The 20,409-nt window shown below is 66.2% G+C and carries 23 protein-coding genes and 1 tRNA gene; 9 read left to right on the top strand and 15 right to left on the bottom strand.

Features of this window, described 5'->3' with window-relative positions; all coding sequences use genetic code 11:
- Positions 1-168: 168 nt before the first annotated feature.
- The 3 genes from QSV46_RS20065 to QSV46_RS20055 form a co-directional block, all read right to left on the bottom strand.
- A complete protein-coding gene (locus QSV46_RS20065) occupies positions 169-759 on the bottom strand; it encodes an SCO family protein (RefSeq protein WP_314955153.1) in 591 nt (196 codons plus the stop codon).
- A gap of 24 nt (positions 760-783) precedes the next feature.
- On the bottom strand, positions 784-978 hold the full coding sequence (locus QSV46_RS20060) for a hypothetical protein (protein WP_314955150.1): 195 nt from the start codon (positions 976-978) through the stop codon (positions 784-786).
- A 107-nt stretch (positions 979-1,085) separates the two neighbouring features.
- Positions 1,086-1,607 carry a hypothetical protein gene (locus QSV46_RS20055; protein WP_314955148.1) on the bottom strand — a complete coding sequence of 174 codons (522 nt, stop codon included), beginning with the start codon at positions 1,605-1,607 and terminating at the stop codon, positions 1,086-1,088.
- 248 nt (positions 1,608-1,855) lie between these two features.
- Between QSV46_RS20055 and QSV46_RS20050 the strand changes: the two genes are divergently transcribed.
- The 4 genes from QSV46_RS20050 (at position 1,856) to QSV46_RS20035 (ending at position 5,427) form a co-directional block, all read left to right on the top strand.
- Positions 1,856-3,514, top strand: coding sequence for an FAD-binding dehydrogenase (locus QSV46_RS20050; RefSeq protein ID WP_314955146.1), 1,659 nt, complete (start codon positions 1,856-1,858; stop codon positions 3,512-3,514).
- Positions 3,515-3,517: 3 nt separating this feature from the next.
- On the top strand, positions 3,518-4,435 hold the full coding sequence (locus tag QSV46_RS20045) for an alpha/beta hydrolase family esterase (RefSeq protein ID WP_314955143.1): 918 nt from the start codon (positions 3,518-3,520) through the stop codon (positions 4,433-4,435).
- 114 nt (positions 4,436-4,549) lie between these two features.
- Positions 4,550-4,900, top strand: coding sequence for a RidA family protein (locus tag QSV46_RS20040; protein ID WP_314955140.1), 351 nt, complete (start codon positions 4,550-4,552; stop codon positions 4,898-4,900).
- Positions 4,901-5,061: 161 nt separating this feature from the next.
- On the top strand, positions 5,062-5,427 hold the full coding sequence (locus tag QSV46_RS20035) for a nuclear transport factor 2 family protein (protein ID WP_314955137.1): 366 nt from the start codon (positions 5,062-5,064) through the stop codon (positions 5,425-5,427).
- 175 nt (positions 5,428-5,602) lie between these two features.
- Here the strand turns inward: QSV46_RS20035 and QSV46_RS20030 are convergent, their stop codons facing one another.
- From QSV46_RS20030 to QSV46_RS19980, 11 genes are all read right to left on the bottom strand, one after another.
- Positions 5,603-6,451, bottom strand: coding sequence for an amidohydrolase family protein (locus QSV46_RS20030; protein WP_314955134.1), 849 nt, complete (start codon positions 6,449-6,451; stop codon positions 5,603-5,605).
- Positions 6,452-6,453: 2 nt separating this feature from the next.
- On the bottom strand, positions 6,454-7,431 hold the full coding sequence (locus QSV46_RS20025) for an aldo/keto reductase (protein ID WP_314955131.1): 978 nt from the start codon (positions 7,429-7,431) through the stop codon (positions 6,454-6,456).
- Between the two features lie 92 nt (positions 7,432-7,523).
- The gene (locus QSV46_RS20020; protein ID WP_026312292.1) at positions 7,524-8,456 is read right to left on the bottom strand and encodes a sugar-binding protein; all 933 of its coding nucleotides are present in this window, start codon (positions 8,454-8,456) and stop codon (positions 7,524-7,526) included.
- Positions 8,457-8,551: 95 nt separating this feature from the next.
- Positions 8,552-9,622: an ABC transporter permease gene (locus QSV46_RS20015; protein WP_314955125.1), complete on the bottom strand. Its 1,071-nt coding sequence runs from the start codon at positions 9,620-9,622 to the stop codon at positions 8,552-8,554.
- 11 nt (positions 9,623-9,633) lie between these two features.
- Positions 9,634-10,392 carry an ATP-binding cassette domain-containing protein gene (locus QSV46_RS20010; RefSeq protein ID WP_314955122.1) on the bottom strand — a complete coding sequence of 253 codons (759 nt, stop codon included), beginning with the start codon at positions 10,390-10,392 and terminating at the stop codon, positions 9,634-9,636.
- A 12-nt stretch (positions 10,393-10,404) separates the two neighbouring features.
- Positions 10,405-11,727 (bottom strand): xylose isomerase, encoded by a 1,323-nt coding sequence (xylA, locus tag QSV46_RS20005; RefSeq protein ID WP_314955120.1) that lies wholly within the window; start codon positions 11,725-11,727, stop codon positions 10,405-10,407.
- A complete protein-coding gene (gene xylB / locus QSV46_RS20000; RefSeq protein WP_314955117.1) occupies positions 11,728-13,182 on the bottom strand; it encodes a xylulokinase in 1,455 nt (484 codons plus the stop codon).
- An 82-nt stretch (positions 13,183-13,264) separates the two neighbouring features.
- Positions 13,265-14,308 (bottom strand): LacI family DNA-binding transcriptional regulator, encoded by a 1,044-nt coding sequence (locus QSV46_RS19995; RefSeq protein WP_314955115.1) that lies wholly within the window; start codon positions 14,306-14,308, stop codon positions 13,265-13,267.
- Positions 14,309-14,397: 89 nt separating this feature from the next.
- A complete protein-coding gene (locus QSV46_RS19990) occupies positions 14,398-14,862 on the bottom strand; it encodes a GNAT family N-acetyltransferase (protein ID WP_314955112.1) in 465 nt (154 codons plus the stop codon).
- A 10-nt stretch (positions 14,863-14,872) separates the two neighbouring features.
- Positions 14,873-15,454, bottom strand: a complete 582-nt coding sequence (locus tag QSV46_RS19985) for an XRE family transcriptional regulator (RefSeq protein WP_314955109.1) — start codon at positions 15,452-15,454, stop codon at positions 14,873-14,875.
- 222 nt (positions 15,455-15,676) lie between these two features.
- Positions 15,677-15,750 (bottom strand) — tRNA-Gly (locus QSV46_RS19980).
- A gap of 172 nt (positions 15,751-15,922) precedes the next feature.
- Here QSV46_RS19980 and QSV46_RS19975 point away from each other — a divergent pair.
- The 5 genes from QSV46_RS19975 (at position 15,923) to QSV46_RS19955 (ending at position 18,887) form a co-directional block, all read left to right on the top strand.
- Positions 15,923-16,501: a methylated-DNA--[protein]-cysteine S-methyltransferase gene (locus QSV46_RS19975; protein WP_314955106.1), complete on the top strand. Its 579-nt coding sequence runs from the start codon at positions 15,923-15,925 to the stop codon at positions 16,499-16,501.
- 9 nt (positions 16,502-16,510) lie between these two features.
- Entirely contained in the window at positions 16,511-17,350 is an 840-nt protein-coding gene (locus QSV46_RS19970) for an AraC family transcriptional regulator (protein WP_314955103.1), read from the top strand.
- A 55-nt stretch (positions 17,351-17,405) separates the two neighbouring features.
- On the top strand, positions 17,406-17,765 hold the full coding sequence (locus QSV46_RS19965) for a VOC family protein (RefSeq protein WP_314955100.1): 360 nt from the start codon (positions 17,406-17,408) through the stop codon (positions 17,763-17,765).
- A gap of 140 nt (positions 17,766-17,905) precedes the next feature.
- On the top strand, positions 17,906-18,307 hold the full coding sequence (locus tag QSV46_RS19960; protein WP_314955098.1) for an SRPBCC family protein: 402 nt from the start codon (positions 17,906-17,908) through the stop codon (positions 18,305-18,307).
- A gap of 100 nt (positions 18,308-18,407) precedes the next feature.
- Positions 18,408-18,887 carry a hypothetical protein gene (locus QSV46_RS19955; protein ID WP_314955096.1) on the top strand — a complete coding sequence of 160 codons (480 nt, stop codon included), beginning with the start codon at positions 18,408-18,410 and terminating at the stop codon, positions 18,885-18,887.
- On the opposite strand, the gene QSV46_RS19950 is transcribed toward QSV46_RS19955, so the two are convergent.
- Positions 18,884-20,329 carry an MATE family efflux transporter gene (locus QSV46_RS19950; RefSeq protein WP_314955093.1) on the bottom strand — a complete coding sequence of 482 codons (1,446 nt, stop codon included), beginning with the start codon at positions 20,327-20,329 and terminating at the stop codon, positions 18,884-18,886. The two genes, QSV46_RS19955 and QSV46_RS19950, sit on opposite strands and share 4 nt — an antisense overlap.
- Between the last annotated feature and the right edge of the window lie 80 nt (positions 20,330-20,409).

Here is a 20,409-nt window from a genome sequence, read left to right as displayed (position 1 = left end):
GTGACTACGCGGTCGTCATGCCCGGGCTTGTCCCGCCTGCGCGGCCGAAGCCGCTTCGGCGAGGCGAAGGCCCGGGCATCCACGTGCTCCGTCCCGCACTCCAAGACGTGGATGGCCGGGTCAGCCCGGCCATGACGATGTGGATGCGGCTTCGTCTGGACGAGGCTTTCAGAGATACCGCTTCAAATCTGCCGCGGCCTCTTCCGGGGTCCGCTTCAGGTTGAACGGCGAGACGAAGCGGCCGTCGCGGTCCATCAGGTAGATCAGCGCCGTGTGGTCCATGGTGTAGTCGCCGTCCTTGGTCGGAACCTTCTTGGCATAGACCCGGTAGGAGGTGATCACCTTGGCAATCTCGGCGGGATCGCCGCTGAGGCCTTCCAGATGCGGGTCGAAGCTCGACAGATAGTCCTTCATGGTCGCGGGCGTATCGCGCTCGGGATCGACCGAGATGAAGACGGCATTGACCTTGTCGGCATCCTTGCCCATCGCGCGCAGCACTTCCGAGATCTCGAACAGCGAGGTCGGGCAGACGTCGGGGCAATGGGTGTAGCCGAAGAATATCAGGGTCGGCTTGCCCTTGAGATTGTTGTCGGTGACGGCCTTGCCGTTCTGGTCGGTGAGCTGGAACGGCCCGCCGATCGAGGCGGGCTGCGCCACCTTGCTGACCCCGCCCATGGCCCAGAACATGATCAGGAGCCCGACGACGAGACTTGCAGCAAACGCGGTTGCGATCACCAGCGGACGGGCGGCGGAGCTCATGGGCGAAAAACTTCCTGTCGCGGGTCAGAAGCAGGCGGCAAAGCCGGTCCTGATCATTTCGAAGAACACCTGGCTGCCGTAGTGGAACCACAACGCCAGCGCGCCGAGCACGACAAGTCCGCCGGCACCTGCGCCAGCCAACAGCAGCACGGACGGCGTCCGGGCGGCAGTGGGCGAATTGTCCTGTAACTGATAGGCCGGATGCACTGGTTGAGCCATGGCAATGACCAGGGAGAAGACCCCGGTTCCCAGGCATTCAGATAGGCTTTGGCCCGCCCCCGGGCAAGGCGCCGCCGGCGGACCAGAAGATCGTCAGGCCGAGAATGTCAGCGCAGGAGCTGGCCCCGGGCGGATTCGAGCTGGTCCGCTGGCGGGAGAGGCCGGCGCGACGGCTTGATCGCCGAGGCTTGCGCGTCCAGGTAGCAGGGCTTGTACATGGCCTGGAGCTGCCTGCCCTTCAGGAACAGCATGTGCGGGGTGAGGCCGCCGCGCTGCATGATCCAGCGTTTCACCTGCGACGGATACATCGCGTAGAGCATCTGGGTCGCTTCGGCATTGGTGACGGCCCGGCCGTTGCTCCCGAAATCCCAGGCGGCGTGGAAGCCGAGCGTGGCGTGCGAGGTCACGCAGATGCGGTCGCGCGGAATCGCGCCAAGGACAATGGTGCAGGCGGAAGCGCACAGGCCGTCGATGATGACGGTTTCGCCCGACTGGCGCAGATCCTGGTACTTGTCGACGTAGGTTCCAATCCGGCCGCCGCGGTCATCCGCAATTCGAACCACCGCGTGAGAAGCCCCCATGCAAGCGATCAGAAGAACCGCCGCAAGCAACCCCGTCAGAACCTTCATTGTCCCCCGCCCCAGTCGAACTCGAATCTGCGTGTCAGGTGGTGATGCACAGCCAGCGTCTGTCGTAACCAAGGTTTTGTCTAGGCAGGCCGGCTCGCTCAAAACAAATTCAAATCCAGTGTTGCGCCCGCGCTGCACTCGGCCAGTCTCTATCCCAAAGTGGAACAAGTTAACGATGTCTTGCGCGCTCACTCTTGATCTCAGCTACAACCGCTGGCTTCAATCCGGGCAACTACCGGGGGAAACTCATGGCTGAGCAGGCGGACGTCATCGTCGTCGGCGCCGGACTATCGGGACTTGTGGCCGCAACCGAGATCGCCGACGCCGGCAAGCGCGTGATCGTGGTCGACCAGGAGGGTGAGCAGTCGCTTGGCGGCCAGGCGTTCTGGTCGTTCGGCGGGTTGTTCCTGGTCGATTCGCCGGAGCAGCGCCGGCTCGGCATCAAGGATTCCTTCGACCTTGCCATGCAGGACTGGCTCGGCACCGCCAGCTTCGACCGCGACGATGATTTCTGGCCGCGCCAATGGGCCGAGGCCTATGTGGCGTTCGCCGCCGGCGAGAAACGCGACTGGCTGCGCGCGATGGGCCATCGTATCTTCCCCGTGGTCGGCTGGGCCGAGCGCGGCGGCTATGACGCGATGGGACACGGCAATTCGGTGCCGCGCTTCCACGTCACCTGGGGAACCGGGCCCGGCATCGTCGAGCCGTTCGAGCGCCGCGCGCGCGAAGCGGTCAAAAGCGGACGGCTCACCTTCAGGTTCCGCCATCGCGTGGATGCGCTCTCCATCACCGACGGCACGGTGGATGGCGTCAGCGGTGCCGTTCTTGCGCCCGACACGATCGAGCGCGGCAAGAGCTCCTCGCGCAATGTGGTCGGCGAGTTCGCGCTGAAGGCGCAGGCCGTGATCGTGGCGTCCGGCGGCATCGGCGGCAATCACGAGTTGGTGCGGCAGAACTGGCCGAAGCGGCTCGGCGAGCCGCCGAAATTCATGATCTCTGGCGTGCCCGAGCACGTCGACGGCCGCATGATCGGCATCACGGAGAAAACAGGTGCACGGCTGATCAACCGCGATCGCATGTGGCATTATGTCGAAGGCATCCAGAATTGGTCGCCGATCTGGCCGCGCCACGGCATCCGCATCCTGCCGGGCCCGTCCTCGATGTGGTTCGACGCCACGGGCACCCGATTGCCGCCGCCGCTCTTCCCCGGCTCCGACACGCTCGGCCAGCTCCAATACATCATGTCGACCGGCTATGATTATTCCTGGTTCGTCCTGACCCAGAGCATCATCAAGAAGGAATTTGCGCTGTCGGGGTCGGAGCAGAATCCCGACCTCACGGGAAAAAGCTGGCGCATGACCTTGCGCCGCGCCACCAACAAGGGCGCGCCGGCGCCGGTGGAGGCATTCAAAAGCCATGGTGCCGACTTCATCGTGCGGGACAAGATCGAGGATCTCGTTGCCGCCATGAACAAGCTCGCCGGTGGCGACCTCCTCAAGCTCGAACACATCAGGATGCAGATCGAGGCGCGCGACCGCGAGATCGCCAACCCCTATGTCAAGGACGCGCAGGTGATGAACATCCACAATGCGCGCCGCTATGTCGGCGACAGACTGATCCGCACTGCTTCCCCGCACCGGATTCTCGATCCCGCGCAAGGGCCGCTGATCGCAGTCAAGCTCAACATCCTGACCCGCAAGACGCTGGGCGGCTTCGAGACCGATCTTGATTCCCGCGTGTTCGGCGGCGAGGGCAGCGTCATTCCCGGCCTCTACGCGGTCGGCGAAGCCGCCGGCTTCGGCGGCGGCGGCGTGCACGGCTATCGTTCGCTGGAAGGAACCTTCCTCGGCGGCTGCCTGTTCTCGGGACGCAACGCGGGCCGCGCCGCGGCGAAGGCGGTAGGTTAGGTCATGCGAAGGTGGGGGCAGATCTGGGCGTTTCTTGCGGCGTTGGCCGCGGCCTCGGTCGCATCCGCCGATACGATCGACGTCGATGGCGTGAAGCGCTCCTACACCGTGCAACTGCCGGCGACGCGGCTTGTACCGCTCGTCGTCGTGCTGCACGGCAAGACCCAGCGCGGCGCCGACATGGTCACGCGGACGGCGTGGCCGCAGGTCGCAAAGCGCGAAGGTTTCGCCGTGGTGTTTCCGGACGGCCTCAACCATGCCTGGGCCGATGCAAGGACCAGGGCGGGACCTGCGCTGCGCGGCCCGCCGCCAGGCACCGACGATGTCGCCTTCATCGCAAAGCTCGTCGAGAAGCTGGTGACGAACGGTACGGCCGACCCGAAGCGCGTCTATGTCGCCGGCATCTCCAATGGCGGCGCGATGGCGATGACGCTCGCTTGCGCCCGCGCCGATCTGTTTGCGGCGGGCGCGAGCGTGATCATGAATCTCACCGACGAAGCCGCAGTCACGTGCCATCCGTCGCGGCCGCTGCCGATGCTGCTCATGAACGGCACGGCCGACCCCCTGGTGCCTTACGAGGGCGGACGCGGATCGAGCTATTTTGCCGCAGACGGGTTCTGGTCGACCGAGGAGACGCTGGCGTTCTGGCGCAAGCTCAACGGCTGCGAGACCGATGACGCCGACGTGACCGAATTGCCCGACCGGGTGCCCGCGGACCAGTCCACGGTCACGCGGATCTCGTCACGCTGCCCGAGAGGGCACGACGTCGTGCTCTATCGCATCAACCATGCCGGCCACCGCGTGCCCGGCTTCTCTGCCGATGCCCGCTTCCCGAAGGTCGCAACGAGTATGCTGGGGCCGCAGAACGGCGACATCGACGGCGCCGAGACCATCTGGTCGTTTTTCAGTCAGTTTCCATGAAGTACGCATGTATGCCAGGCAACGCATGCGTGCCCGGCAACGCATGCGCGCCCGGGGTGGCACAGGGCAAGGCGCTGGGCTAGACAGGGCCGCCATTCCAGCAGGAGATCCCCAATGAGCATTCAACGTCTCGAAACCGGCCCGCGCATGAGCCAGGTCGTCGTGCACGGCAACACCGTCTATCTCGCCGGTGTCGTCGCGAGCAACGCCGCCGGCGAAAGCGTGACGAAGCAGACCCAGGACATCCTGGCGACCATCGACAGCCATCTCGCCAAGGCCGGCACCGACAAGTCGAAGCTGCTCTCGGCCACGATCTACATCACCGACATGAAGACCTTCGGCGAGATGAACGCAGTGTGGGACGCCTGGGTCTCGCCCGGCAACACCCCGGCCCGCGCCACCGTCGAGGCCAAGCTGGCGGCGCCGCAGTACACCGTCGAGATCATGGTCACGGCCGCGAAGTAATCGTCGCGAATAATCCGCATGCGAATGGGGCGCGATGAGAGCATCGTTGCGCTCCATTTTTTTTTGCGCGCGCCGATGACCTCCGAGGTAATCGATCTGCACGCGTGAACCTTCGATAGTCAGGTCAGCCGAACAACCCGGCGCCATCGCAGGAGACCACCATGACCGATCCCATCACCATCGCCCGCCGCTACATCGATCTCTGGAACGAGCGCACGGCGAGCCGCCGGCGCGAGCTGCTGAGCCAGAACTGGACGGCGGATGCAAGCTATGTCGATCCCCTGATGAAGGGCGACGGCCCTGACGGCATCGACGCGCTGATCGCGGGCGTGCAGCAGCGCTTTCCGGATTTCAAGTTCAAGCTGATCGGCGAGCCCAACGGCTATGGCGACCATGTGCGCTTCTCGTGGGGACTTGGCCCTGAAGGTGTCGACAGCCCGATCAAGGGTACCGACTTCGCCGTGCTGAAGGATGGCCGGATCAGGAGCATCACTGGATTTCTCGACCAGGTGCCCGCGGGGGCATGAGGGGCGCCTAGAATTCCAAATTCGTCATGCCCGGGCTTGTCCCGCCTGCGCGGTCGAAGCCGCTTCGTCGAGGCGAAGGCCCGGGCATCCACGTTCCTCGTGCAGTTGGCGACCAAGTTCGTGGATGGCCGGGACAAGCCCGGCCATGACGATACGGAAACGCCGGTGTGTCACCTCAACCAGCCGCCAACCGATACGCAGCCTTCGCATTCACACCAAACGCCTTCTCGCGCACGTTCGCACCCAGCCTCATCAGGCACGCCTCCAGCGCGCCCTTGATCTCGCCGTAGCTGCCCGCGAGCAGACACACCGGCCAGTCCGAGCCGAAGATCAGCCGGTCCCCGCCGAAGCAATTCGCGGCGTGCTCGACGAACGGAAACAGCCGCTCCGCATCCCAATCGTTCCAGACCGCCTCCGTCGCCAGCCCTGAGACCTTGCACCAGACATTGCCGCAAGTCCCGAGCGCGGCGATGCGGTTGGACCATTCGGCGCTGCCGCCATCGGCGATCGGCGGCTTGGCGGCGTGGTCGAGCACGAAGTGCGCTTGCGGAAAGGCCTGCGCGGTTGCGATCGCGGCCGGCAACCCCCGGCTGCGAACGAGGAAATCGTAGGCGAGATCGCGGGCGAACAATGCGGTAAGACCGCGCTGGACGTCCTCGCGGAGCAGCCAATCCGGATCGGCCTCGTCGTGGACCTGATGGCGGATGCCGACAAGCTTGTCGCCGCCGGGCGCGGCGAGCAGCCGGTCGAGGGTTTCGCCGACCGAACCGTCGGTCAGATCGACCCAGCCGACAACGCCGATAACGGATGGCGTCGCATGCGCGATCCGCAAAAATTCCTCGGTCTCCTCCAGCGCGGAGCGGCACTGCACCACGATGCTGGCGTCGATGCCGTTTGCTTTCAGGAGCGGCGCGAGATCGGCAGGGCCGAAGGCGCGGCGGATCGGCGCGAGTTCCGGCGCGTCCATCCAGGGATAGTCGGCCCGCGCCGGATCCCAGAAATGCTGGTGGGCGTCGATGATCATGCCTACGTTCCACCCGGCAGCGGCGCCCGCGCATCGACGATGTTTTGTGCGCGCAGTTCCTGCCAGAACGCCGCCGGCACTGCCATCTCCGACATCGCGATGTTATCGGCAACTTCCGCGGCATTGCGCGCGCCCATTACGGCGACCGTCACGGCCGGATGGGCCATGCAGAATTGCAGCGCGGCGGCCTTCAGCTCGGTGCCGTGCTTGCGGCTGAGCGCGTCGAGCGCCAGCGCACGTCCAACGAGCGCCGCATCGGCGTCCTGATAGTTGAATTTGGCGCCGAGACGCGGATCGGCCAAGATGCCGCTGTTGTAGATGCCGCCGAGCAGGATGCCGATGCGTTTCGCCTGGCAGAGCGGAAACAGCGCGTCCAGCGCGCCCTGATCGAGCAGCGTGTAGCGACCGGCGAGCAGGAAGCAATCGACCGGCACGGCCTCCGTGAAGCGAACGGGCATCTCCGACTGGTTCATGCCGGCGCCGATCGCCTTGACGGTACCGTCGGCGCGCAGCTTCTGCAGCGCGCGGAAGGCGCCGGCCACGGCCTCGTCGTAATGATCGTCGGGATCGTGCACCAAGAGGACGTCGACCCGGTCGAGCCCGAGGCGACCCAAGCTCTCTTCGACCGAGCACATCACGCCGTCATAGCTGAAATCGAACAGCGGGCGCTCGCGCGGCGTGCCCTTGTAGTGCTCGTCCTCGGCGGCAGCGCCGTCGGGCGCGCGTAGCAGGCGGCCGACCTTGGTCGAGATCACGTAGGATTCGCGCGGCTGTTGCCGCAAGAATGCGCCCACCCGCCGCTCCGCGAGGCCGAAGCCGTAGAGCGGCGCGGTATCGAAGAAGCGGACACCGAGCGACCAGGCGCGCGCGATCGTTGCCTCCGCATCGCCGTCGCTGACAGGGCTGAACAATCCGCCGAGCGGGGCGGAACCGAGGCCGAGTGAGGTGACATCGAGAGAGCCGAGCCGCGACCGCTTCATTCTCATTTCCTTGTGGCAGTCCAAATCATCTCTCCCGCTTGCGAAAACCGCAAGCGGGAGAGGCACGCAGGAGCGCGGGGCTGGCGGCGCTCCTACTTCAACATCTGGGCGACGTTGTCCTTGGTGACGAGGTCGAGGCCGGTGTAGACGATCTCGGGCACCTTCTCGCCCTTCTTGATGGCAAGCAGCGTGTCCATCGCCTTCTCGCCCATCTCGAACGGACGCTGGCCGACCAGCGCATTGGCATAACCGTCGCGCAGCAGCTCGAGCTGCATCTTGAGCGTATCGGCGACGACCAGCGTGAACTTGCCGGAATCGATGTCCTTCTTGTTCCTGGAGGCGAAGGCCTTGAAGCCTTCGGGGGCGAACATCGGCCAGCCGCCGATGGGAACGATGGCGGCGAGATCGGGCGTTGCGGTGCGCATATCCGTCATCTGCTGGACTGCCAGCGCGGGATCGTCGTTGCAGAACGTCGGCGAGCCCGCGACCTCGGTCCATTTGGAGCCCTTCAGCGCCTCGCGGACGCCGTCGACGCGCTCGGCGAGATTCTTGGCGCCGGGACCGCCCGAGACCATGGCGTATTTGCCGCCGTCGGGCCGCAGCTTCAGCAATTCCTTGCCGAGCGCGACGCCGAATTCCTTGTTGTTGGTGCCGATATAGGCGATGCGCTTGGAGCCGGGTGCATCGGCGTCAAACGTGATGACGGGGATGCCGGCCGCGGTCGCCGCCTCGATCGACTTGGTCATGGCCGCGACGTCGGCGACCGAGATGGCGAGGCCGTCGACTTTCTGGGTAACGAAGTCCTGGATGATCTGGGCCTGCGTCGCCGGCTCGTGTTCGACCGGCCCCTTGTAGATGCACTCGATGTTGCCGAGCTCCTTGGCGCGCTTCAGGCAGCCGTCGCGCGCGAAGTCGAAGAACGGATTGTTCATCGCCTTGGGCACGATGACGAAGCGGTAGTTCGCGGCAAACGCCGGCGTCGCCATCATCGCAACCGCGATGCCGGCAAGAAGAAGTTTCCTCATTGTCTCCTCCACCCTTCTCTGGCCCCCATCCTGTCGAGAATGTCCGGGAAGCGGACAGGCGGCATTTTCGTTGCCTTCCCGGAACGACCTCAATTTCAGATCATCCGCGAGCGCACACGGTCGACCAACACGGCCAGGATGATAATCACGCCCACCAGCGTCTGCTGCCAGTAGGAGGAGACCTGTGCCAGCACGAGACCGTTGCGGATCACTTCCAGCAGCACACAGCCGACGATGGCCCCGAGCGGGCCACCGATGCCACCGGCCAGATTGGCGCCGCCGATGACGGCCGCCGCGATCACGTTGAGCTCGTAGGACGTCGCCATGTTGGCCGGCGCCGATCCAAGCCAGCCGGAGATGATGATGCCCTGGAGGCCGGCTGCGAGCGCACAGATCACGTAGACCTCGATCTTCACCCGCACCACCGGGATGCCGGTCAGTTCGGCCGCCTTCTCGTTGCCGCCGAGCGCAAAGACGTGGCGGCCGAACGAGGTGTGGTGCAGCACCACGGCCATCGCCAGCGCGAGCACCACGAGATAGATGAAGGGGACCGGGACGCCGAGCACGTCGCCCGAGGTGAGCGCATAGAAGTAGTCCGCGTCCGGCCCGCCCGGAAAACTGCCGCGTCCATTGGAGACGACATAGCCGAGCCCGCGCACGATCGAGAGCATGCCGAGCGTGGTGACGAAGGGCGACAGGCCGAGCACGGCAATGCAGAAGCCGTTGACGAGGCCTGCGATCAGGGCGACGCCGAGGCCCGCGAGAAGCGAGACCAGCAGGATCAGGCCCGGGACATTGGCGAGCACGGTTTTGCCGTCGGCCGCCATGTACACGAACAGCGAGCCCGCGGGGGATCCGGGCGTCGACAGCTCGGTCATGACCATCGAGGTGATCATGGCGGAGAAGCACATCATCGAGCCGACCGACAGATCGATGCCGCCGGTGATGATCACGAAGGTGACGCCGAGCGTGGCGATGGCGATGAAGGAGAAATTCTTCGCCACGTTCTGGATGTTGCCTTCGGTGAAGAAATAGGGGCTGGCGAAATGCATGATCACCAGCAGCACCGCGAGCGCGAGCAGGACATAGCCGGTCTGGGTGGCGAAGATGCCGCGCTGCCACCACCTGATCCGGCCGACATTGGTGAAGCTGATCGGAGATTCCATGGGCATGGCCCTCACGCCGCCTCCTTCGCGCCGGTGATGAGGGCGGTGACTTCCTCAGGGCTGGTCTGTAGGATCGGCTTGTCCGCCCGCTTCTCGCCGCGGCGCATGACGATCACGCGGTCGCACACCGCGAACACGTCGGGCATGCGGTGCGAGATCAGCATCACGGCGACGCCCTGCTCCTTCAGCCGGTGAATCAGGCCGAGCACCTGCTCGACCTGGCGGACCGAGATCGCGGCGGTCGGCTCGTCCATCATGACCAGCCGCGCATTCGAGAGCCGCGTCCGCGCGATCGCGACCGCTTGTCGCTGGCCACCGGACATCTGCTTGACGAGATCGTCGGGGCGTGTCTCCGAGCGCAGTTCGCCGAACAATTCCAGCGCGCGCGCCGCCATCGCCTTGTGGTCGAGCAGAGCGAGCGGGCCGAATCTGCGCTTCAGCTCGCGGCCGAGAAAGACGTTGGCGGCCGCCGTCAGATTATCGGCGAGCGCGAGATCCTGATAGACTACCTCGATGCCGACTGCGCGGGCATCGACCGGCCGGCTGAAATGGACCGGGCTGCCGGCAAAGCGGACCTCGCCACGCGTGGGGCGGAAATTGCCGGCGATGATCTTGACCAGCGTCGACTTGCCGGCGCCGTTGTCGCCCATCAGGCCGACCACCTCGCCCGGGAGGACCCGCATGTCGACCTCGTGCAGCGCGCGGATCGCACCGAACTCCTTGCCGATGCCGGTCAGCTCGAGAACCGGCGTTGCTTCAGCACTGTCCATCAGCGGTCGTCCTTAGAGGTAGCGGTTGACCAGGGATTCCAGATATTCCTGCCGGCCCGAGCGCGGCTGCGGGTCGAAGCCGGGGCTGAGCGCACGGCCCGCGAGATCGGCGAGCGAGCGCTGGCCGCCGAGAATGGCCCGCCCTTCGGGACCGGCCCATCCCTCGTAGCGTTTTGCGAGCGGCGCGGTGAGGGCGCCGGCATCGAGCATATCCGCCGCAGCAAGGAACGCGCGCGCACAGGCATCCATCGAGCCGACATGGGCATGGATCAAATCGTCGGGGTCGATCGACTGCCGCCTGATCTTGGCGTCGAAATTGAGCCCGCCCGTGGTGAAGCCGCCGCGGTTCAGGATCTCGTGGAACACCAGCGCCAGCTCGCCCACGTTCATCGCGAACTGATCGGTATCCCAGCCGAGCAGATCGTCGCCGCGGTTGATGTCGAGCGAGCCGAACACGCCGAGCGCCTCGGCCAGTGCGACCTCGTGATGGAAGGAGTGGCCGGCGAGGATGGCGTGGTTCTGCTCGATGTTGAGCTTGACGTCCTTGAGGAGGTCGTAGCGTTCGAGGAAGCCGTAGCAGGTGGCGACGTCGAAATCATATTGATGCTTGGTCGGCTCCTTCGGCTTCGGCTCGATCAGGATCGGCCCCTTGAAGCCTATTCTGTGCTTGTGCTCGACGACGAGCGAAATGAAGCGGCCGAGCTGGTCGAGCTCGCGCTTGAGATCGGTGTTGAGCAGGGTCTCGTAGCCTTCGCGCCCGCCCCATATCACGTAGTTCTGGCCGCCGAGCCGATGCGTCACCTCCAGCGCGGCGCGGACCTGGCCGGCGGCATAGGTGAAGATCTCGGGGTCCGGATTGGTCGCGGCGCCCGCCATGTAGCGGCGATGCGTGAACAGGTTTGCGGTGCCCCAGAGCAGGCGGACTTTTGCCGAGGCCATTTTCGCTTCAAAGAGATCGGCGATCGCATTGAGGTTCGCGACAGATTCGGCGAGCGAATTGCCTTCAGGCGCCGCATCGACGTCGTGGAAGGTGAAGAAGGGCACGTCCAGCAGGCGGAACAGCTCGAAGGCGACATCGGCCTTGGCGCGCGCCTGCGCCATCGCATCGGTGCCCTGGTGCCATGGCCTCAGGAAGGTCTCGCCACCGAACGGATCTCCGCCGGGCCAGCAGAACGAATGCCAGTAGCAGACCGCAAAGCGCAAATGGTCCTCGAGCCGGCGGCCATGCACGAGCCGGTCCTTGTCGTACCAGCGAAATGCGGGCGTATTTCCCGCCTCCTTGCCGGCAAAGGCGACCGGCGTGCTTGCACCGAAAAAACTGGCGGACGCGTTCACTTAGGCAGACTCCTTCAATGCGGGATACAGCGCGCGCCAGCGCCGATAGGCCTCGTCGTAGGCCGCGGCGATCGACGCGCGGGGCGTGAAGCTCGCGAGCCGCCGCGGACGGACGCAGATCTCGACGGGGTCCTCGCCCGTGGCAGCGATGCGGCCGAGCCGCGCGGCGCCGAGCGCCGCCCCGACCTCGCCCTCCTCGACGCGGTGGACGGGAATGCCGAGCACGTCGGCGCAGATCTGGGCCCAGAGCGGCGAGCGCGAGCCGCCGCCGACGAGGTCGAGTTCGTTGATCGGCCCGCTCGCCGCGCTCAGCGCCGCCAGATTGTCGCGCGCGGCAAAGGCGACGCCTTCGAGCACGGCCTGGACGATCTCGCCGCGCCCGGTCGCGCCGCGCAGGCCGACGAAGGCGCCGCTGGCGGCGGCATCGTTGTGCGGCGTGCGCTCGCCATCGAGATAGGGCAGGAATTTTATCGGGCTCGGCGCATCGACGCGCTCGCCGAGCGGCGCCAGCAGGGCTGCGGCCGGCGCCTCCATCACGCCGGACAGCCAGGCGAGCGAGGCCGCCGCCGACAGCATCACGCCCATCTGGTGCCAGCGGCCGGGCAGCGCATGACAGAACGCATGAACGGCCGAGGCCGGCGCCGGCGCAAAGCGATCGGTGACGCGGAACACCACGCCGGAGGTGCCGAGCGACAGGAAGGCATCGCCGGGCGCGATTGCGCCGAGCCCGATGGCGCTCGCGGCGTTGTCGCCGGCCCCGCCGGCGACCACAACATCCGCGGCCATGCCCCAGCGCCGCGCGACGTCCGGTGCGAGCACCGCGCTGACCTCGCTGCCCTCGACGAGGAGCGGCATGTGGTGGAGATCGAGCCCGGTGGCATGCAGCAGCAGGGCCGACCAGCGGCGCAGTCCGACATCGAGCCACAGCGTGCCCGCGGCGTCGGACATATCCTCGACCATTTCGCCGGTGAGGCGATAGCGCACATAGGCCTTGGGCAGCAGCACCTTTGCCACGCGCTCGAAGATTTCCGGCTCGTGCCGCGCGACCCAGAGCAGCTTCGGCGCGGTGAAGCCGGGCATCGCCAGATTGCCGGTGATGCTGTGCAGCGACGGGCAGCGCCGCTGCAGCGCCGCGCATTCGGCCTGCGAACGGCCGTCGTTCCAGAGAATCGCCGGCCGCAACGGCCGTCCATCCTCGCCGAGCAGCGTCGCGCCATGCATCTGACCCGACAGACCGATGCCCCGCACCCGGGCAACCTCGTGTGGGTGACGAACGGCGATGTCGTCGACCGCGCCGATCGCCGCATCGACCCAGGAATCGGGATCCTGCTCGGACCACAGCGGCACGGGATGCGACAGCGCAAGCTCGCGCGCCGCCGTCGCGACAATCGCGCCAGCTTCGCTCACGAGCACCGCCTTCACACCTGATGTGCCGATGTCTAGTCCGAGATCCACGTCGTCCTCCCATTCACCCCGTCGCGGCATGCGATCTTGCGTCGCCTTTCCTCCAACGGGCCGTTTCGATAATCGCCTGCTGCTATGGCAGATTGTCCCGCATCACGATGTCGATCCTGATCTTCTCCTGTTCGCGCAAGATCGGCTCGCCGCGGGCGAGCGCGAGCAGCACGCGCACGGCGGCGCGCGCTTCATGTCCCGGGTTCTGCGAGATTGCGGCATCCATCACGCCCTGCAACAGCAGCCGCCGCGTCAGCGCGGTGACGTCGTGGCCGACGAACACGACCTGCTTGTCGCGGCCGGCATCGCTCAACGCCTTGGCGACGCCTTGCGTGCCGGCGCCGACGTTATAAAGCCCGACAATGTCAGCATGCCTGGCCAACAACCGCGCCAGGAGCTGCTCCGAGCGGTCGTCCTCGTCGCGCCCTTCCAGCACCGGCAGCACGCTGAGATCAGGGAATTCCGACGCCATCACCTGGTTGAAGCCGAAGATGCGCTCGGCATGGTCGCGCAGGCCCTGCGAGCCCGCGACGATTGCGACCTTGCCGGATTTTTGGCCGACCAGCCGGCCGACCAGCGCACCGGCGCTGCGCCCCGCGGCGATGTTGTCGATGCCGACATAATGGTCACGGCGCGACGACGGCACGTCCGAGACCAGCGTGACGACCTTGGTGCCGGCATCGACGAGATCGTTGATGGCGGCGCGAACGCCGGGATGGTCGAGCGCAACCACGGCGACGCCGTCGTAGTCGGCCGACAGCCCCTCCAGCGCGCCTGCGAGCACGGACGGGTCGAACACGTCGGTTGCGACCATCTCGACGCTGAGGCGGCGGGCTGAGAGCCAGGCGGACATCTCGCCGAGATAGGCCTCGATCTGCTGCATGAACGGGTTTGGTCCGGAGGGCATCACGAAGGCGAAGCGACGGGCGCGGCCGCGGGCGAGCTCGGCGGCGGCGACGTGCGGCTGGAAGGCGTTGCGCTCGATCGCCGCCTTGACGCGCCGCACCGTGTCCGGCCGCACCCCCGGACGGTTATGCAGAACGCGGTCCACCGTCGCGAGGCTGACGCCGGCCTCGCGGGCGATGTCCTTCAGCGTCAGCGCGGTCGCGGTGAGGGTCTCGGCCATGGCTGAAGGCTAGCAGAGGTATTTTGAGGTACGCAACTCATTTTGAGGGCCATGACGGCATTTTGGAGTCCGGATCGCTCGCGGCGCGCTCAGCGGCCGGTCAGATCGAGCGTGAGGAACAGGCTGTTGGGATCCTCACAATAGCCCTCGAACGGGCCGCAGTCGACGAAACCATGCGCGTGGTAGAGCGCGTGCGCCGGCTTGAAATAATCCCACGAGCCGGTCTCGAGGCTGAGCCGCGTCATGCCGCGCGCGCGGGCCTCCGTGATGATGTGGCGGAGCATCTGGCCGCCAAAGCCGCGCCGGCGCGTGGTCTGGACCGTGTGCATCGACTTCACCTCGCCATGATCCGCCGAGAGCGTCTTCAGTGCGCCGGTCGCGACCAGCATCTCGCCATTCCAGCCGGTCCAGAACGCGACATCCGCCGCGCGCAGCCCTGCAAGGTCGAGCGCATGCGCGCTGCCCGGCGCGGTCTGCGCCCGCGCAGCCGTGACGTGATGGTCAAGCAGCGCGATGATGCGGGGATCGAACGTATCGCCGGTGCGGATCTGCATCGCCAGGGTCTCACATCTTCCCATAGGACGCGCCGCGCCGCGTGATGATGACGTAGCGCGCGTCCTGTCTGGTTTCGTTCTCGAAAGTCACCGCGCGCATCACGTCAAAGTCGAGACAGTCGCCATCGCGCAAGCGCACGGTCTTGGCGTCGATATGCACGCAGACCGCGCCCTCCAGCATCAGCAGCTGCTGGGTGAAGGCATTGCGGCCCCACGGGCTGTAGGAGACGCGCGCGCCGGCCGGCAGGTCGACGACAATGATCTCGATGCCGCTCGCAGCATCCGGCGGCGAGGCATGACGCCGCCGGTAGCCGCTGTCGGGATCGCGCCAATGCGGCTGGTCGGCGAGCCGCGCCAGCCGCTCCGGCGGCTTCTCCGCAAGCGCGACGACGTCGCTCAGCGTGACATCGAGCGCCGCGCAGAGCTTGTTGAGCAGCGCGGCCGTCGCGCTGCTCTGCGCCCGCTCCACCCGCCCGATCATGGCCCGGCTGACGCCGGAGCGGCCTGCGAGTTCGTTCAGCGTCATGCCCGCCTGCGTCCTCAGAGTCTTCAAGCGACGACCGATCGCACGGTCGAGTTTTTGCTGGTCCATGGCCTCTGATCCGAACATTGCCGGCTGACCGCGCCCCGCAAAGGTCAAAGCAGCTTAGCGCGAGAAGCGGCGAACGCGGGAAGCGAGCAGCTAATATATTAGAAACTTGGTGCGGCGCGCGACGGCGAACATCGGCCCTTCTCCGCTAAGGCTTCGAAGGGCATCCTGCTTTCGCGCTGCTGAAATATCAAAGTCCTGCGAAGCGCCTGGCGCGAAGCAGGATGGAGCGGGCGAAGGGAATCGAACCCTCGTATGCAGCTTGGGAAGCTGCCGTTCTACCATTGAACTACGCCCGCGGATGCGCAGCTTGCGCCCGCCCTGATTAGCCGAGACGGCGCCGCCCGCCAAGCGGTTTGGCGCGGCCGGCCGGACCGTTGTTAACGTCTCGTCAAGATTCCAGGTGCGCCGGATTGTGGCGGTGTTATGGTTGCCGGTCTGGGAGAGCGTACATTGCGTGGGGGCGTGTGTATGGTGGGGCGTGGTTACGCGATATTCGACACGGCCATAGGGCGCTGCGGCATCATCTGGAGCAGCACCGGAATCGTTGCCGTGCAATTGCCGGAGGCGCGGGAGATCGACACCCGCCGCCGGATTTTTGCAGTCCATCCCGAGGCGCGCGAGCAGCAGCCTCCGCTCAACGCCGAACTCGCGATCGAGGGCATCGCCGGCCTGCTGCAGGGCAACGATCCCGATTTCTCCGAGGTCAGCCTGGACGCGGGCGGTGTGCCCGGCTTCAACCGCCGGGTCTACGAATACACCTGCACCATCCCGCGCGGGGAGACCCGCACCTATCATGAGATCGCCAAGGCACTTTCCGCCTCCGGCGCCGCGCATTCGGTGGCGCAGGCGATCTCCAGAAATCCCTACATGCTGATCGTGCCCTGCCACCGGGTGCTGGAGGCCGGCAACTACACCGACCGGCTTTCGCCCTATGGCGGGGTGATCTCCAAGCGGCGGCTACTCTCGCTGGAGGGCGCTCATCCGATCGCCAGCAAGACGCTGTTCGACGTGCTGCTGCCCGTTGCCCCGCCGAGGCCCTCCACCTAGATAGGTGGCATGGACGGAACCACGCTGCTGACCACGCGCTCGATGACGGTCTCCGAGTTTCGCTGCGATGCGGGGCCGGACGACCGGCCGTTTGCGGAGTGCCGCACCGGCCATTCCATCGCCTATGTCCGTGCGGGCAGCTTCGGCTGCCACTGCCGCGCCGGCTTCTTCGAGCTGGTGGCGGGCTCGATGCTGGTCGGCGCGCCCGGCGAGGAATACACCTGCACGCATGAACATGTCAGCGGCGACGTCTGCCTGTCGTTCTTCCTCGATGAAGACCTGGTCGACGCCCTCGGCGGGCGGCGCGAGGTCTGGCAGGTCGGCGCGACGCCGCCGCTGCCTGAGTTGATGGTGCTGGGCGAGCTCGCCCAGACGGCGGCAGATGGCAACAGCGACATCGGCCTCGACGAGGTCGGCCAGATCCTGGCTGGCCGGTTCGTCGACGTCGTCTCCGGCAAGGCACACAAGCAGGCGACGCCGACCGCGCGCGATCGCCGCCGCGCGGTCGAGGCCGCGCTGTGGATCGACGCCAACTCGCATGCCGAGGTCGACCTCGAACAGGCAGCAAAGCAGGCTGGCCTCAGCCCGTTCCACTTCCTGCGGCTGTTCTCGGCCGTGCTCGGCGTCACCCCGCATCAATATCTGGTGCGCTCGCGGCTGCGGCATGCGGCGCGGCTGCTGACAGATGATGACATCGCGGTCACCGACATCGCCTATGACGTCGGCTTCGGCGACCTCTCCAACTTCGTCCGCACTTTTCATCGCGCGGCCGGTGTATCGCCGACCAGGTTCCGCCAGGCCTCGAAGGGGAAGCGCAAGATTCTCCAAGAGCAACTCGCCCTCAACTGACTAGGGTCGTCTCCGGCGCGCCATCGCACGGCGCGCATTGGAAATGGAGACCATCATGTACGACCATATCGGACTGCGCGTTGCCGATCTCGACGCCGCCACGCGCTTCTACACCGCGGTGCTGGCCCCGCTCGGCTACGTCCTGTGCTCCAGCGGCGACGGCTATGCCGGCTTCGGGCCGAAGGGTGAGCCGGCGCTGTGGCTGCACCTGACCAAAGGACGCAAGGCCGATGGCGCGCACATCGCGTTTCGCGCCAAGGACCACGACGCGGTCAAGGCGTTTCACCGCGAGGGCTTGAACAGCGGCGGCCGCGACAATGGCGGCCCCGGGCCGCGCAAGGACTACAGCCCGACCTATTATGCGGCGTTTTTGATTGATCCCGACGGCAACAATGTCGAGGCGGTTTGTGCGTGAACCACAGCCGCCTGCGAGATCTCGTAGGTGGGCAAAGCGCAAGCGTGCCCACCAACTGTTCGCGACAATGCCGATGAATGGTGGGCACGACGCTATGCTCCTTTGCCCACCCTACCAATACTGCATTTGAGGAAACTCCCATGGCCTCCATCCACAACGACATTCCCCTCAACGCCTCCGCGCGCGACGTCTGGGACGCGGTGCGTGATTTCGGCGCGCTACCTCAGCGGTTGGCGCCGGGCTTCGTCACCGCCTGCACGCTCGATGGCGATGCGCGCATCGTCACGTTCGCCAATGGCTCGGTGGCGCGCGAGGTGCTGGTCGATTGCGACGACGCGCGGCAGCGGCTGGTCTATGCTATCAACAACGAACGGCTGAAACATTACAGCGCCTCGGTGCAGGTGATCGCCGAGGGTGAGGCGAGCTGCCGCCTCGTCTGGATCATCGACATGCTGCCGAATGAGCTCGCGGCCTATGTCCAAGGGCAGACCAAAGACGCCGTCGCCGCGATCCACCGGGCGTTCCCGGCTGCCGCTGCGTGACAATTCTCACAGAGCACAGTCTGCGCCCGCCGTAACCATGGCTGCGTGCGTCCGGTTGGCCCCGCTCTCCCGGCGGAGCCACGCACGTGAGGAGCATGCCATGAGAGGTGCGGATAAGGTGATCTGCCAGGCAGCCGCCGTGCTGCTGCTGTTTTCGGTCGCGAGCACGCCGGCAAAGGCGCAATTCCTCGGCGGCGGAGGCGCCGGCGGCGAGGACATGATGACCCAGATGGCGCCGATGCTGGAGATGATGAAGGCGAAGATGGGCAAGCGCCGCTTCGCCATGCTGATGCAGACCATGGGCCTGATGATGAGCCGCATGATGGAGAATGGCGGCGGCGGGCTTGGCGGTCTCGGCGGCGGCAATCTTGGCGGCGGCTTCGGTGCGCCCAACTACGGCGGCTACATGCCGATGGGCGGTGGCGGCTATATGCCGAGCGGAATGGGCAGCATGGGCGGCGGCGACATCACGGGCATGCTCGGCGCGGGTGGCGGCGACATGATGGCGATGATCCCGCAGCTGATGCGGCTCGCCAATGTCGGCGGCGGTGGCGGCCATCGCCGCCACAGGCATCGCTAATCGGCGGCTGCCGACAGAGCCGGCCTGATCGCAGGCTTGGTCTCGCGCGGTCCCCAGCGCGTCAGCACCACGCTGGAGCAGGAGAGCAGGCCGAGCACCACCATCGAGCTCGCGGCCAGCCAGAAGAAGCTCTGCGCGGTGGCATCATGCGTCGACAGCCACCAGCCGCAACCGGCGATGTAGATCAGCCGCGCGGTCTGCGCCAGCACCGGCCCGATCACCTTTGCGGCGGCCTGCGACGAGAAATACATCGTGGTTGCAAGGCCGAAGAAGGCGTAGAACGGCGCCACCGTCGACAGGTATTGGTGACTTGTTGCGCGCACGGTGGCGCTGTCGGTGAACATGTTGACCCAGAGATCGGGGAAGATCGCAACGAGGCATGCCGGCGCGCCGACCGCAACGAAGGCGGCGGCACTCGCAATCCAGGCGATGCGCCGGGCGCGCGCGATACGGCCGGCGCCGATCGCCATCCCAACCATTGGCACGCAGGCGATGCCGAACGAGAACGCGATCGACGTCAGCAGGAATTCCAGCCGCGCACCGATGCCGTAACCGGCGAGGATCGCGGTGCCGAACTTTGCAAGCATGTGGGTGAAGATCGAGATCGTCAGCACCGATTGCAACGGCGAGAAGCAGGCGATGGCGCCGACCTTGAGGATATCGAAAAACATCGCCCATTGAATACGAAGCCCGCGCAGCTTCGGCACGATGCGCGCGCGGCCGGAGAACAGGTACCAGCCCATCACGCAGATGTTCATGGCATAGGCGATCAACGCGCCGGCGGCGACGCCGCGCATGCCGAGTTGCGGCATGGGCCCGAGCCCAAGGCCTAGCGAGCCCCCGAGCACGATCTGCCAGACCGCGGAGTTGAGGATCAGCAGCGACGGCAGCTTCATATTGCCGGTGCCGCGCAACACGCCCGCCATGGTGTTGAGCAGCCAGGGCAGCACCGCGCCGCCGAAAAACACCTGCGTGTAGGCAATCGCATGCGTCAGCACGTCGCCGCGGCCGCCGAGCATCTCGAGCACTTTTCGCCCGAAGATCAGCATGCCCAGCATGAAGACGAGGCCGAAGGTGATGCCGATCAGCAGCGCATGCATGGCGAGCGTGCCGGCGCGCTCGCGGTCACCGGCGCCGAGCGCGCGTGCGATGGCCGAGGCCACCGCGCCGCCCATGGCACCGCCCGACATCGTCATGGTCAGGATCACTGTCGGAAACACCAGCGCCATCGCGGCCAGCGCTTCCACGCCGAGGCGTCCGATATAGGACGTCTCCGCGATCACCACGCAGGTGCCGGCCGACAGCGCGACCACGTTGGGCCAAGCGAGGGAGAGCAGCGTGTGCAGGATCGGCCCGTCCGTCAGCGCGCTTCGCACGGCACGCGGAGGCGGCGGCAGCGGACGCTCTTGTTCATCGACCGGGATTTCGGCGATGTCGGACATGTCCTCTCCCGGGGCACGAGCGCCATTTTGCGGCGCGGCAATGAGTAGGTGTGCCAATGAATTTGTTCGCGCAAAAGGCG

The organism is Bradyrhizobium cosmicum, from assembly GCF_032290525.1.
Taxonomy (GTDB): Bacteria; Pseudomonadota; Alphaproteobacteria; order Rhizobiales; family Xanthobacteraceae; genus Bradyrhizobium; species Bradyrhizobium cosmicum_A.
The sequence above is the reverse complement of the archived record's forward strand: the minus strand, read 5'-3'. Positions and strand labels throughout refer to the sequence as shown.